13 protein-coding genes are annotated in these 13,164 nt (G+C 72.2%); 7 read left to right on the top strand and 6 right to left on the bottom strand.

Going from position 1 to position 13,164, the window contains the following annotated elements:
* Positions 1 to 54: 54 nt before the first annotated feature.
* Together Actob_RS36055 and Actob_RS36050 are read left to right on the top strand one after the other, a co-directional pair.
* Positions 55 to 879, top strand: a complete 825-nt coding sequence (locus Actob_RS36055) for a sigma-70 family RNA polymerase sigma factor (RefSeq protein WP_284916425.1) — start codon at positions 55 to 57, stop codon at positions 877 to 879.
* A gap of 138 nt (positions 880 to 1,017) precedes the next feature.
* Positions 1,018 to 2,010, top strand: coding sequence for an IS481 family transposase (locus Actob_RS36050; RefSeq protein ID WP_284916424.1), 993 nt, complete (start codon positions 1,018 to 1,020; stop codon positions 2,008 to 2,010).
* A gap of 79 nt (positions 2,011 to 2,089) precedes the next feature.
* Here Actob_RS36050 and cobF read toward each other — a convergent pair whose 3' ends face one another.
* Positions 2,090 to 2,836 carry a precorrin-6A synthase (deacetylating) gene (cobF, locus tag Actob_RS36045; protein WP_284922447.1) on the bottom strand — a complete coding sequence of 249 codons (747 nt, stop codon included), beginning with the start codon at positions 2,834 to 2,836 and terminating at the stop codon, positions 2,090 to 2,092.
* A 1,209-nt stretch (positions 2,837 to 4,045) separates the two neighbouring features.
* Complete coding sequence (gene dinB / locus Actob_RS36040; RefSeq protein WP_284916422.1) at positions 4,046 to 5,218, bottom strand: DNA polymerase IV; 1,173 nt, start codon at positions 5,216 to 5,218, stop codon at positions 4,046 to 4,048.
* 150 nt (positions 5,219 to 5,368) lie between these two features.
* Here dinB and Actob_RS36035 point away from each other — a divergent pair, with 150 nt between their 5' ends.
* Positions 5,369 to 5,770, top strand: coding sequence for an Hsp20/alpha crystallin family protein (locus Actob_RS36035; RefSeq protein ID WP_284916421.1), 402 nt, complete (start codon positions 5,369 to 5,371; stop codon positions 5,768 to 5,770).
* Here the strand turns inward: Actob_RS36035 and Actob_RS36030 are convergent.
* The 3 genes from Actob_RS36030 to Actob_RS36020 are packed head-to-tail and all read right to left on the bottom strand — an operon-like array spanning position 5,767 to position 7,497.
* Positions 5,767 to 6,396: a carbohydrate-binding protein gene (locus Actob_RS36030; protein WP_284916420.1), complete on the bottom strand. Its 630-nt coding sequence runs from the start codon at positions 6,394 to 6,396 to the stop codon at positions 5,767 to 5,769. The genes Actob_RS36035 and Actob_RS36030 overlap by 4 nt on opposite strands.
* A gap of 33 nt (positions 6,397 to 6,429) precedes the next feature.
* Entirely contained in the window at positions 6,430 to 7,305 is an 876-nt protein-coding gene (locus Actob_RS36025) for a TIGR03619 family F420-dependent LLM class oxidoreductase (RefSeq protein WP_284916419.1), read from the bottom strand.
* 9 nt (positions 7,306 to 7,314) lie between these two features.
* A complete protein-coding gene (locus Actob_RS36020; protein WP_284916418.1) occupies positions 7,315 to 7,497 on the bottom strand; it encodes a hypothetical protein in 183 nt (60 codons plus the stop codon).
* Positions 7,498 to 7,588: 91 nt separating this feature from the next.
* On the opposite strand from Actob_RS36020, the gene Actob_RS36015 reads away from it, so the two are divergent.
* Genes Actob_RS36015 through Actob_RS36005 form a run of 3 tightly spaced genes read left to right on the top strand, consistent with a single transcriptional unit; the run spans position 7,589 to position 9,457 of the window.
* Positions 7,589 to 8,029 (top strand): TIGR03618 family F420-dependent PPOX class oxidoreductase, encoded by a 441-nt coding sequence (locus Actob_RS36015; RefSeq protein ID WP_284916417.1) that lies wholly within the window; start codon positions 7,589 to 7,591, stop codon positions 8,027 to 8,029.
* Positions 8,030 to 8,049: 20 nt separating this feature from the next.
* On the top strand, positions 8,050 to 8,508 hold the full coding sequence (locus Actob_RS36010; protein ID WP_284916415.1) for a ribosomal maturation YjgA family protein: 459 nt from the start codon (positions 8,050 to 8,052) through the stop codon (positions 8,506 to 8,508).
* Complete coding sequence (locus Actob_RS36005; RefSeq protein ID WP_284916414.1) at positions 8,492 to 9,457, top strand: DNA polymerase domain-containing protein; 966 nt, start codon at positions 8,492 to 8,494, stop codon at positions 9,455 to 9,457. Before Actob_RS36010 ends, Actob_RS36005 begins: the two co-directional genes overlap by 17 nt.
* Before the next feature lie 4 nt (positions 9,458 to 9,461).
* On the opposite strand, the gene Actob_RS36000 is transcribed toward Actob_RS36005, so the two are convergent.
* Positions 9,462 to 9,983, bottom strand: coding sequence for a hypothetical protein (locus Actob_RS36000; RefSeq protein ID WP_284916413.1), 522 nt, complete (start codon positions 9,981 to 9,983; stop codon positions 9,462 to 9,464).
* 172 nt (positions 9,984 to 10,155) lie between these two features.
* Here Actob_RS36000 and Actob_RS35995 point away from each other — a divergent pair, with 172 nt between their 5' ends.
* On the top strand, positions 10,156 to 12,864 hold the full coding sequence (locus Actob_RS35995) for a putative bifunctional diguanylate cyclase/phosphodiesterase (protein WP_284916412.1): 2,709 nt from the start codon (positions 10,156 to 10,158) through the stop codon (positions 12,862 to 12,864).
* Positions 12,865 to 13,164 lie beyond the last annotated feature (300 nt).

Genomic DNA, 13,164 nt, shown 5'->3' with positions numbered 1-13,164 from the left:
TCCGTCGGACATGTGACGCGCCGCGTCGCTCAGATGTGACAAGGGGACCGAAAAATGGGTGATGACCTGCTGGCCGCCGAGTTCGAGGCGAACCGGGGACGGCTGCGTGCGGTGGCCTACCGGATGCTCGGCTCCGGGGCCGAGGCCGACGACGCCGTGCAGGAGACCTGGCTGCGGCTGAGCCGGGCCGGCGGCGACACCGTCGACAACCTGCCGGCCTGGCTGACCACCGTGGTCAGCCGGGTGTGCCTGGACATGCTCCGCTCCCGGGCCGCCCGACGGGAGGAACCGCCGGTCACCGAGCTGCCGAGCGCCGAGGATCCGGAGCGGGAGGCGATGCTCGCCGACGCGGTGGGTGACGCGCTCACCGTCGTACTGGAAACGCTCACCCCGGCCGAACGCCTCGCGTTCGTGCTCCACGACCTGTTCGCCGTCTCCTTCGAGGAGATCGCCTCGGTGGTCGGGCGCAGCCCGGCCGCCGCGCGCCAGCTGGCCAGCCGGGCCCGCCGCCGCGTGCAGGGCGGCTCCCCGGCCGGCGCCGCTGACGCCGCCCGGCAACGGGAGATCGTCGACGCCTTCCTGACCGCCGCCCGCGGTGGCGACTTCGCCGGCCTGCTGGCGCTGCTCGACCCGGACGTGGTGATGCGCGGCGGCGACGGCCAGGTCGGCCTGCGCGGCGCGGACGAGGCGGCGCGGTTCTTCTCCGGGCGGGCCCAGGCCGCGATGCCGGCACTCGTCGACGGCGCGGCCGGCGCGTTCGTCCGGACCGAGCAGGGCCTGCGGATCGCGCTCAGCTTCACGGTGGCCGGCGGCCGGATCATCGCCATCGACACCGTCATGAACCCCGACGAGTCGATCACCATCGAGCTGCTGAACTAGCTGTGATGTCCGGGGACGTTGGTCGAGGAAGTGTGACCACTCGATCTGACGATCATGGCTTGATTCGGTGAACGATGAAGGCCTCCAGCGCTGCAGTGGAGTTGTCGAGACACCGCTGACCAGCACCCGGAGGCCTTCATGTCCCACGCTAACGCTGCGCTGACCGTTCGAGCGCGATTGCGGCTGGCGCGTCTGATCGTGGAGGACGGGTGGTCACCCGCACGAGCGGCCGAACGCTACGACGTGTCCTGGCGAACCGCGAACAAGTGGGCCGAGCGTTACCGTGCCGAGGGCGAAGCCGGCATGAGTGACCGCTCGTCACGACCACACCGGCAGCCGAACCGGACCCCCGCACCGGTGACCCGCAAGATCCTGCACCTGCGCACGAAGCGGCGCTGGGGACCGGTCCCGATCGCCGACCAACTCGGCTTGGCAGCCTCGACCGTGCATGCCGTCCTTCGCCGGCAACGAGCAAACCGGCTGTCGTACCTGGATCGCGGCACCGGCGAGCCGATCCGCCGCTACGAACATGACGCTCCTGGCGACTTGCTACACGTCGACGTCAAGAAACTCGGCAATGTGCCCGACGGCGGCGGCTGGCGCTACCTCGGCCGTCAACAAGGCGAGAAGAACCGGGCCGCCACCGTCGGCAAACCGCGGAGCAAGCATCGCAACCCCGTCATCGGCACCGCGTTCGTGCACACGGTCATCGACGACCACTCTCGCGTCGCCTACGCCGAAATCCACGACGACGAAACCGCGATCACCGCCACCGGCGTGCTGCGCCGCGCCGTCGCCTGGTTCGCCGCACGCGGCGTCACCACCCGACGGGTGCTGTCGGACAACGGCTCGGCCTACAAATCCCGGCTCTGGGCTTCGACCTGCGCCGACCTCGGCATCACGGTGAAGAAGACCCGCCCCTACCGGCCACAGACCAACGGCAAGATCGAACGCTTCCACCGAACCCTGGCCGACGGCTGGGCCTTCGCCAAGCTTTACACCAGCGAAAAGGCCCGCCGAGCCGCCCTACCCGCGTTCCTGCACGACTACAACCACCATCGGCCCCACACCGCCATCGGCAAGCTGGCACCCATCACCCGGTTGAACAACCTCGCTGGACATCACAACTAGCCCGTGTTTCGGAGTCCGGCCGAGTGCCAGGCGCACTCGGGACCACGCCGCAGCTCCGGTCGGACTCCGCCGCGCGGCCTTAGTCCTGCCGGGGGCGGCGCAGCAGGTAGGTGTCCATGATCCAGCCGTGCCGCTCCCGAGCCTCGGTGCGGGTCGCCACGATGTCCTCAGCGACGTCGGCGACCCGCCCGGCGGCGAGGATCTCGTCCTCGGTGCTCACGTAGGCGCCCCAGTAGATCTCCGCGTCCGGATGCCCGGTGAACGCCTGCTGCGCGTCGAGCATCACCACCACGTCGTCGACGCCCTCCGGCCACCCCTCGGCCAGCCGGCGCCCGGTGGTCACCTGGAACGGCTGCCCCACCCGGTTCAGCCCGATCCGGTGTTTCGCCGCCAGCGCCGACACGCTGCTGATCCCCGGAATCACCTCGAACTCGAAGGTCACCGCCCCGCGGGCCAGGATCTCCTCGAGGATCGCGATCGTCGAGTCGTAGAGCGAGGGATCGCCCCAGACCAGGATCGCCCCGGTCTCGTCCTCCTTCAGATGCTCGGCGATCAGCTCCTCGATCACCTGCGACCGCCGCGTCCGCCAGTCGGCGATCGTCCCGGTGTAGTCCGCCGGCGTCCGATCCCGATCAGGATCGCGCCCCTCCACGATCCGCTTCCGCGGATGCGAGTACCCGCGGATCAGCCGCTCCCGCAGATCGATCAGGCTCTGCTTGGCCTCCCCCTTGTCCAGCAGGAAGAACACATCGGTCCGCCCGATCGCCTTGGCCGCCTGCAGGGTGAGGTGGTCCGGATCCCCGGCCCCGATCCCGATCACATACATCTTCCGCACGCCAGCAGTCTGCCTCACCCGCCGCCACCCCCTCGGATCGCCTCACCCGCCGCCTGTCGGATCGCCTCACCCGCCCCCGCCTTTCGGATCGCCTCGCCCGCCCCCCGCCTTTCGGGTCGCCTCGCCCGCCCCCGCCTTTCGGGTCGCCTCGCCCGCCCCCGGCCTTTCGGGTCGCCTCACTCGCCACCTTTCCGACCGCCTCGCCCGTCGCCACCCCTCCGACCGCTTCGCCCGCCGCCTTGGATCGCCTCACCCGCCGCGTCCTCGGATCGCCTCGCCCGCCGCCTTGGATCGCCTCGCCCGCCGCGTCCTCGGATCGCTTCGCCCGCCGGGATCGCCTCGCCCGCCGCGTCCTCGGATCGCCTCATCCCGCCCTGTCGATCCGCTTGGGCGCGCGTGCTTCCGAACAACCGGAAGATCAACTTCAAGATCTTCATTTACGCGCGTCCGCTGTGGTGCGGATCGCACGCTCCCGCGCGGGCCGGGGCCGGCGATCTGGCCGCTGCGCGTCCAAAACGATCGCCGTCCCCTTCATTGCCCGTGGCCGCTCACCGTCACCCCCAGTCCCGCCGCACCAGGTCCCGGCTGGTCGTCACGGTGGTCTCCGTCCCCGCACACCACCGTGACGGCCAGCCGCGCCCTGCCTGCTCGCTGATGTGCTGGCGCTCGTTCTGTCGGGCTGGCGGTGAGGGTGGTGTCCCGTCCCGGGAAGCCACCGTGACGCCCAGCCGGGACCTGCCTGCTCGCTGATGTGCTGGCGCTCGTTCTGTCGGGCTGGCCGTCAGGGTGGTGTCCCGTCCCGGGAAGCCACCGTGACGCCCAGCCGGGACCTGCCTGCTCGCTGATGTGCTGGCGCTCGTTCTGTCGGGCTGGCCGTCAGGGTGGTGTCCCGTCCCGGGAAGCCACCGTGATGGCCAGCCGCTTGCCGCCGGTTCGCTGGTTTGCGGCGGTTGGTGTTTGGGGCTGGTGGTGAGGGTGGTGTCGCGTCCTGGGAGGCCACCGTGATGGCCAGCCGCGCCCTGCCTGCTCGCTGATGTGCTGGCGCTCGTTCTGTCGGGCTGGCCGTCAGGGTGGTGTCGCGTCCTGGGAGGCCACCGTGATGGCCAGCCGCTTGGTGTCGGTTCGCTGGTTCGCGGCGGTTGGGGACTCGGGCTGGTGGTGACGGTTGGGGGAGAGCACCGTGACGGCCAGCCGGTGGGGTCAGTCGGGGAGGAGGGGGGCGGAGGGGTGCATTTCGCGGCCGAGCATGTCGGCTCGGTGCAGGGACGTGGCGCCGAAACGATCCCGGACGCGGTCGACCGCGGCGTCCAGGCCGTCCTGCCGAGGGGCGTCGAAGGGCAGCTCCAACTGGACGTTTCCCTCGCCGTCGAGGTTGCTGACGGCGACGCCGACCAGGGTCAGGCCTCGCTGGGCGATCAGCGGGTGGGCCTCGTGGAGCAGCTCGACGGCGGTGCGCAGCACGGCACCGGTCCGCATGGTGGCTTTCAGCAGGCTGCGGGAGCGGGTCACGCGCTGGAAGTCGGCGAACCGGAGGCGCAGGGTGACCGTCCGGCCGGCTCGGTGTGCGCCGCGCATCCGGTGCGTGACCCGGTCGACGAGGGCCGCCAGCACCGCCTCCACCTCGTCGAACGAGCGCCCGCGGCCGAGCGCGCACTGGGCCCCGATGGAACCGCGCCGCCCGCCGGTGGTCACCCGCCGCGGGTCGTGGTTGTGGGCGAGCGCGTGCAGGTGCCGACCGGCGTGCGCCCCGAGCATCGCGACCAGCGCGGCCTCGCCGACCCGGGCCACGTGCCCGACCGTGTGGATCTGGCGCTCGCGCAGCTTGGCGGCGGTTTTCGGCCCGACACCCCAGAGTTTCTCCACCGGCAGGGGGTGCAGGAACTCCAGCTCCGCGCCGGGCGGGACGACCAGCAGGCCGTCCGGTTTGCCGACGCCGCTGGCGACCTTGGCGAGGAACTTGGTGCGGGCGACGCCGACAGTGATCGGCAGGCCGACCCGGGAGCGGACCTCGGCGCGCAGCCGCCGGGCGATCTCCTCGGGTGCCCCGCTGATCCGCCGCAGTCCGTCGACGGCGAGGAACGCCTCGTCGATGGAGATCGGCTCGACGATCGGCGTGGTGTCCCGGAACACCGCGAAGACCGCCTCGCTGGCCGCCGAGTAGGCGCTCATCCGGGGCGGCACCACCACGGCCCGCGGGCAGAGCGCGCGGGCCCGGCTCAGGCTCATCGGGGTGCGCACCCCGCACGCTTTCGCCTCGTAGGAGGCGGCGAGCACCACGCCGCCGCCGACCAGGACCGGCCGGCCGCGCAGCGCGGGATCGTCGCGCTGCTCCACCGACGCGTAGAACGAGTCCAGGTCCGCGTGCAGGATCACCGGACCAGCTTAGTACACATGTTCGAGAGTTCGCCGTCACAACTTTGCGGGGGAATCGCGTACCGGGAATCTCAGTTCTCAGACTTGAGTCACCCACACTCAAGGAAGTGCTTGAGTCACCACGCTCAAGGAAAAGAACGAGGAGCCACCATGTTGCTCAGCACCCCGACCGTGCGCGACCTCGAGCGTCTCACCGCCCGGGTCTTCGAGACCTCGACCCGGACCGCGGGCGCCCGGCTGGACGCGTACCGGGAGGACGACACGTTCTACCTCGACATCGACCTGCCCGGTGTCGACCCGGCGTCGATCGACGTCACCGTCGACGGCAAGGTGCTGACCGTACGGGCCGAGCGTGGCCGCGCCGAGCGGGCCGGCGTCCGATACCTGGTCGCCGAGCGCCCGATGGGCGCGGTCAGCCGGCAGGTGCGGCTCTCCGACAAGCTGGACACCGACCGCCTGGAGGCCCGTTACGACCAGGGCGTCCTCACCCTGAGTATCCCGCTCCTGGAGGAGCGCGAGCCCCGCCGGATCGAGGTGTCGGCCACCGCCTAGTGGTCGAACTGGATCCAGTTCACGTTCATGAACTCGCTGTCGTCGTCGGCGGCGAACGTCAGGTAGACGGTGTGCGTGCCGGTGACCGGGGTCAGCGCCGCGATGCCGGTACGCCACGCCTGCCAGCCGCCGGTGTTGCTCACCGACAGCTGCCCGACCGGCTCGCTCTCCAGCGTGTCGAGCCGGATCTCGACGCGGCCGGCCACCCCGGCGCCGGACGCCACCCGGATCTTCGCCTTCCGCGCCGGCACCTCACCGAACACGAAGTTGTCGAACCGCAGGTGGTCGGCCCGGTTGATCCAGCCGACGTTCTGCCCGCCGCCCTCGTCCTCGGTGTCCTGCGGCTGGACACCGGCGAGCTCGTTGGCCGCCTCGGCCTGCAGCAGCCCGTACCTGACCGGGGTGGGTGCCGGCGTGGTGGGCGTGAGCGAGGGTGCCGGCGAGGCGGCGGGCGACTCCGAGGCCGGCGCCGCCACCGCCGGGGTGGCCGTGGCGGCCGGCGTGTCCTGCCAGCGGCCGATCACGTAGCCGGTCAGCAGCAGGCCGAGAGCCGCCAGGCCGGCGAGGGCCCGGTTACGGGTCGTCCAGGAACGGGTCCGGTAGACGGTCGGAGAGCGCTGGTCCACCTGGCAAGGGTAAACACCCGCCCCACCTGGTGATCACGCTGGTGCGAGATTGACGAGCATCTCCTCACCGAGGGCGGCGGCCGCGTCCGGATCCCCGTCCGGGTCGCCGATCCGCGGGTGCCAGTTCGGCTCGTAGAAGAGTTCGGTGGCGCCGGCGTCCGCGTACCGCCGGGCCTGCTGCCGCATCTGCGACCAGGACGACTCCGGGTCCACCACGGCGCGCACCACCACCCGTACCGAAGCGGGGTCCTTGCCGGCGGCGGCAGCGGCCGACCGGACCACCCGTGCCCCTCGCTCGATCTCGGCGAGGCTGGCCCGGCTGCTGCTGACCCACCCGGCGGCGATCCGACCGGCCCGCCGCAGGGCGACCTCGGCGCTGCCGCCCAGCAGGATCGGCGGCCCGCCGGCCCGCGCCGGGCGCGGGCGCATCCGGCTCGGCGGCACCCGGTAGAACTCGCCCTCGAAAGCCGACACCTCGTCGGCGAAGAGGGTGCGCAGCACGGCCAGGTACTCCTCGGTGCGGCGGCCACGCGGATTCGGGTCCGAGCCGGTGGCCGCGAACTCGGGCTCCGACCAGCCGGTGCCCAGCCCCAGGTCGAACCGCCCGCCGGTGAGCCGGTCCAGGGTGCCCGCCTGTTTCGCCAGGTAGGCCGGCGAGACGTAGGGCAGGTTGATCACCGAGACGCCCAGCCGGATCCGGGAGGTGGCGGCGCCGGCCCAGGTCAGCGCCACGATCGGGTCGAGCACGCTCTGGTAGACCGGGGCCAGGTCCTGCTCCTCGCCGACGAGCAGCCGCTGGAACGCCCAGAGGCCGTGGTAGCCCAACTCCTCGGCCCGCCGGGCGATCGACGTCAGGGTCTCCGGCCGGGCCCACGCACCGGACACCGGGCATCCGAAACTGATCAGCACCCGTGCAGGCTACGGGGTCTCCGCCGCCCAGGGATCCGGCACCGGCTCGCCGGCGTACTGCTCCGGGGGCCCGGGGTCGTGCGGCCCGGCGGCCCGCTCGGGCGCGACCGGCACCCGGCCGGGCGGGGCGCTCCGGGCCGGCACCCGGGCGGCCGGTGCGGTGGTTCTCGGTGCGGTTCTCGGTTCGGTCATCGCTCGCTCCCTTCCCGACCTCCGATGATTCCCGCGAATCCGGCCGGATCGCATACCCCGGGAGGGTGGTGCGGCGGGGTACGTTGACCGAATGACCACGCTCGAGGATGCCTGGGAGCTGAGCCGCGGCGAGACCGGGCTGGCCATCGTGTCCACCGCCCGCGCCGACGGCACCGTGCAGTCCACGCTGGTCAACACCGGCTTGATCGACCATCCGGCGGACGGGTCCCGGGTGCTCGCCTTCGTCACCTACGGGCCGGTGAAACTGCGCAACCTCCGGGAGCGGCCCAGCCTCGCGGTGGCCTTCCGCAGCGGCTGGCGTTACGCCACCGTGGAGGGCCGGGCCCAGCTGGCCGGGCCGGACGACCCGCAGCCGTGGCTCGACCCGGAGCGCCTGCGCCTGCTGCTGCGCGAGATCTTCACGGCGGCCGGCGGCACCCACGACGACTGGCCCGGCTACGACCGCACCATGCTGGAGCAGCGCCGGGCGGCGGTGCTGATCACGCCGAGCCGGATCTACCCGGCGGGTTGAGCGGATCGAGCTTGCTCCGCATGTCGACCTGGGTGGGCCCGCGGCTGCTCGCGGGCGGTGCCGCGGTGGGATGCGTGCTGCTGGCCTTCGGGATCCGGGCGTTCACCGGGAGTCCGCTGCTCAGCAACGGCCTGGTCGAGCAGGCGTCCGGGACGGCGCTCTACGCCGCGGCGGTCTTCGCCGGCGTGGTGTTCCTCTGGCCGCGGCTGCCGGTGGGCCGGGTCGCGCTGATCGCCGCCGGGTGGTGCTGGGCTGTCGAGTTGCTGCAGCTCTCGCCGATTCCGGCGGAGCTGTCGGCGCGCAGCGTGGTGGCCCGGCTGGTGCTCGGGGTGAGCTTCGACCCGGCCGACCTGTTCTGGTATCTGGCCGGGGTGCTGCCGGCGGCGCTGGTGCTGGCCTGGGCCCGCCGGCGCGGGCGGGCGCGGCCGGCGATCATGGGTGAACCGCGGTCCCGGGTGGATGATGGACGGCATGGCTGACGAGCGCGACGGTGTGCCGCTGACCAATCTGGATCAGGAGATTTTCCCGGGGGCCGGTGCCACCAAGCGGGACCTGATCGACTATCTGGACGTGATGGCCGGCCGGCTGATCCCGGTGCTGCGGGACCGGCCGCTCTCGGTGATCCGGGTGCTTCGCGGCCAGGACCAGTTCATGCAGAAGAACCTGCCGAAATACACCCCGGAGTGGGTTCCGCGCACCACGGTGTGGGCCGAGGCGTCGCACCGCGAGGTGACCTACGCCCTCGGCAACGACCGGCGCACCCTGCTGTGGTTCGGCAACCAGCGGGCCGTCGAGTTCCACCCGGCGCTGGCCACCGTCGACGCGCCGCACCGGCAGACCCACCTGATCATGGATCTGGACCCGCCACCGGACGGCGGCTTCGCGACGGTCGTCGGCGCGGCCCGGCTCGTCCGCCAGGCCCTCGCCGACTCGCGCCTGACCGGGGCGGTGAAGACCAGCGGCTCCAAGGGACTGCACATCTTCGTGCCGCTGGCCGGCGACCCGGCGCCGGAGGACGTGGCCGCGGCCCAGCGGGCCGTCGCGGCCCGCGCCGAGCGGATCGATCCGGTTCTGGCGACCACCGCCTTCATCCGGGAGGACCGGCACGGGAAGGTGTTCCTGGACGCCACCCGGGCCGGCGGTGCGACGGTGGCGGCCGCCTACAGCCCGCGGATCCGGCCCGGCGTGCCGGTGTCGTTCCCGCTCGCCTGGGACGACCTGGACGCGGTGACGCCGGCGGACTTCACCATCCGCAGTGCGCCGGGGCTGCTCGGCGACCGGGATCCGTGGGCCGCCGCGATGCCGCCGGCGCAGCCGCTCGGCGAGGAACTCGTCGCCGAGGGGCACACCATCCCGGTGGCCCGGGTGCAGGCCATGCACGAGGGAAAACGCCGGGCGAAGGCGAAGCGGGAGGCCTCCGGCGGCTGAGCGCTCAGGAGGCCAGGACGCTCCAGAACGGTACGGTCGGGCGGACCCGCCGGTTGGCGGGCTCGCCGAGGCCGAACTCGCGGTTCAGCCAGTCGCTCAGGTCGGCGCCGTAGCAGAGCACGTCGCTCTGATAGATGGAGAGCACCGGGTGGCCGGGGATGGCGGCCGGCAGGTAGCGGTGGGCGTAGAGCGGGATCATCCGGGGCGCGATCATCAGGCCGGCGCGGGCGGTGGCGATGCGGTCGCCGAAGGGGGCACCCCACCCGTCGTACCAAAAATCGTTTTCGGCCACGTCGAACAGCACGCCCTCGACCGGCGCGGTCAGCGCCGCCCGCAGCGCGGACCGGTCGCCGCCTCGCCAGTCCGGCCAGCCGATGCCCGTGGGCAGGCCGGCCGCGAGGAACGCGCGATGGTCCGGAGCGAACGTGAAGCCGAACTCGGCCTCCAGGTCGCCGAGTTCACGATCGGACAGGCCGGGCGCGATGGTGAAGCGGCCAGAGGCGGCGAGCAGTTCCGCGGCGGTCACCCGCCCACCTTAACCAGTGCGACCGGCATGCATCGAACTGTGTAACTCGTACGCGGGAGATTTCCGTACGAGTGACTAGCGCTAACCGCTTTGCACCCGGGCTCCCTCTCATGCCGGTGGGATCCGGCCCGATAGCCCCGGTTGACCAGCAAACCGAGGCGGAGGCGTCGCGATGACTCGCAACAACGCGCAGGGACCGGCGGACTTCCGCCGCTGGGTCCGGGTCTGCATCGCCGTCACCTCGGTCCTCGCGGTGCTCACCGTGCTGATCGGTAGCGGGGTGGGCGGCTCCGGCCTGTCCACCTGGGCGCTCACCGCCGCCGCCGGGATCGCGGCCGCCACCTGCTGGCGCCGTGGCCGGATGTTCACCGGCCGGGCCCGGTGGGGCTGGGCGACGATCGGGACCGGGCTGCTGAGCTGGGGTCTCGGGCTGTCGTACACGCTGGTCGAGTACTGGCCGACCGGCGGCGCCTCGGTGATCCCGTCGCCGGCCGACGCCGGATATCTGGGCCTGCTGCTGCTGGTCCCGCTCGGCCTGCTGATCCTGCCCAGCGCCTCGCAGCCGAGGGCCAACCGGGCCCGCAGCGTGCTCGACGGCATGCTGGTGGCGGTCTCGCTGGTGCTGGTGAGCTGGGTCTTCGTGGTCGACCCGCGACTCGACCCGGCCGACGACGGGCTGGGCTTCTACCTGACTTTGCTTTACCCGCTCGGCGACATCGTGATCGCCACCATGATCGGGTACATGCTGCCGCAGCGGCGGGCGCTGTACCGCTGCTCGGCGGACCTGACCTTCACCGGGCTCGGGGTGACCGCCTTCGCGGTCTCCGACATCGGCTACGCCTACCTGCGGATGGTCCACGACTACCAGGCCGGATCGGTCATCGACCTGGGCTGGCTGATCGGGTTCGGGCTGATCACCATCGGCGCGGCCCGGCCCAAGGACGCCGAGCCGCTCAAGAGCGAGTTCAGCCCGCGGTTGCGGACCGGCGGCGTGCTGCTGCCGTACGCCGCCGTGCTGGCCGCGCTCTTCGCCAGCGTGCTGTTCCACATCACCACCGGGCACAGCAGCCCGTTCGTGGCGTACACCCGCTCGCTGCTGATCCTGCTGCTGATCGGGCGGCAGGTGCTCACCCTGCTGGAGAACCGGGACCTGACCCGGACCCTGGAGGCCCGGGTCGAGGACCGGACCGCCGAGTTGCACGCTCGCGAGCAGCACTTCCACGCGCTGATCCGGCACAGCTCGGACGTCGTCACGGTGATCGACGCGGACGGGCGGGTGACGTACCAGAGCGAGTCGATGCAGCGGGTCTTCGGCTACCCGCCGGAGGCGTTCGTCGGCCGGCACTACACCGACCTGCTCGACCCCGAGGTGTCGATGCGGCTGTCCGAGGCGATGCGGCAGGTGGCGGCCCGGCCGTACGCCACCGCCACCCGGGAGGTCGTGCACACCCACCAGGACGGCCGGAAGCGCCCCTCCGAGATGATCATCACGAACCTGGTGGACGACCCGCACGTGGGTGGGTTCGTGCTGAACACCCGGGACATCAGCGAGCGCAAGGAACTGCAGGACCAGCTGGTGCACGAGGCGTACCACGACCCGCTGACCCAGCTCGCGAACCGGGCGCTGTTCCGGGAGCAGGCGATCGCGGCGCTGCGCCGGACCACCGACCTGACCGTGCTGCACCTGGACCTGGACGGCTTCAAGCGGGTCAACGACAGCCTCGGCCACCTGGCCGGGGACCAGCTGCTGGTGCAGATCGCCGACCGGATCCAGGCCTGCGTGCGCGCCGAGGACGTGGTGGCCCGGTTCGGCGCCGACGAGTTCGCGGTGCTGATCGAGGCGGCCTCGTTCGCCGAGGCGGAGCGCGTCGCCCGCCGGATCCTCGACGACCTGGAGGCGCCGATCGTGGTCGGTGCCCGGCACATCCACGTCCGGGCCAGCATCGGCCTGGCCACCGCCGCCTCGGCCGAGGACGGCGACCAGCTGCTCCGGCACGCCGACCTGGCCATGCACCACGCCAAGGCGGCCGGCGGCGGCACCTTCACCAGTTACCGCCCGCAGATGCAGGAGGGCCTGGTCGAGCGCCTGGAGCTGGAGAACGACCTGCGCGCCGCGCTGGAGAACCACGACCTGCGCCTGCACTACCAGCCCACCGTGGACCTGGACACCAGCCAGGTGGTCGGCTTCGAGGCGCTGGTCCGCTGGCCGCACCCGACCCGCGGCATGATCAACCCGCTGGACTTCATCCCGATCGCCGAGGCCACCGGCATGATCGTGCCGCTCGGCCGCTGGGTGCTGCAGGAGGCCTGCCGCCAGGCGGTCGAGTGGAGCGCGGCCGCCGGCGGCCGTCCGCTGAAGATGTCGGTGAACGTGTCGGTCCGCCAGTTCGACCAGCCCGACTTCGCCGAGACGGTGGCGGCCGTGCTGGCCGAGACCGGCATGCCGGCCGACCGCCTCTGCCTGGAGATGACCGAGTCGGTCCTGATGACCGACACCGAGGCCAACCTGGAGCAGCTGGTCCGGCTCAAGGCCCTCGGCCTCACGCTGGCCATCGACGACTTCGGCACCGGGTACTCGTCGCTCGCCTACCTCCGCCGCTTCCCGGTCGACACCCTGAAGATCGACCGCTCCTTCGTCGAACGCCTCGGCGGCGTGCTGACCGGCGACACCGCACTGACCGACACCATCGTCCGCCTCGGCAAGAGCCTGGGCATGGCGACGGTGGCCGAGGGCATCGAGGAGTTCGGGCAGCTCGCGGCGCTGCGGGAGATGGGCTGCGGTTTCGCCCAGGGCTACTACTTCTCCCGTCCGGTCCCGGCATCGGAGGCCGGCCGCCTCTTCCTGGAGGGCGCCGACACCCCCGCGGAGTTCGCCGTCTGACGGACCGCTTCCACCCCAAACCGCTTCCGGTACGCCGGGAGCACCCGCCCGTGGCATCCCCCGCGGCGGCCGGTCACCGCGCCGGCCGCCCTTCGCGGTTGGGTGGTGCTTCGGGCGGACCCCGCCCGCCCCTCGCGTGATCGTGGGCTGGTGGTGCCTCAGTCGTCCTCCGCCCGCCCCTCGTGGTCGCGGGTGGTGCCGCGCCGGTCGCCGGCCCGACGGTCGCTCCCGGGCCCCGCGGGTGGTGTCGCGCGGTCGCCGGTCCGGCGTCGCTCCCGGGCCGCGGGTGGTGTCGCGCCT

It is taken from the genome of Actinoplanes oblitus (assembly GCF_030252345.1).
GTDB lineage: Bacteria > Actinomycetota > Actinomycetes > Mycobacteriales > Micromonosporaceae > Actinoplanes > Actinoplanes oblitus.
The sequence above is the reverse complement of the archived record's forward strand: the minus strand, read 5'-3'. Positions and strand labels throughout refer to the sequence as shown.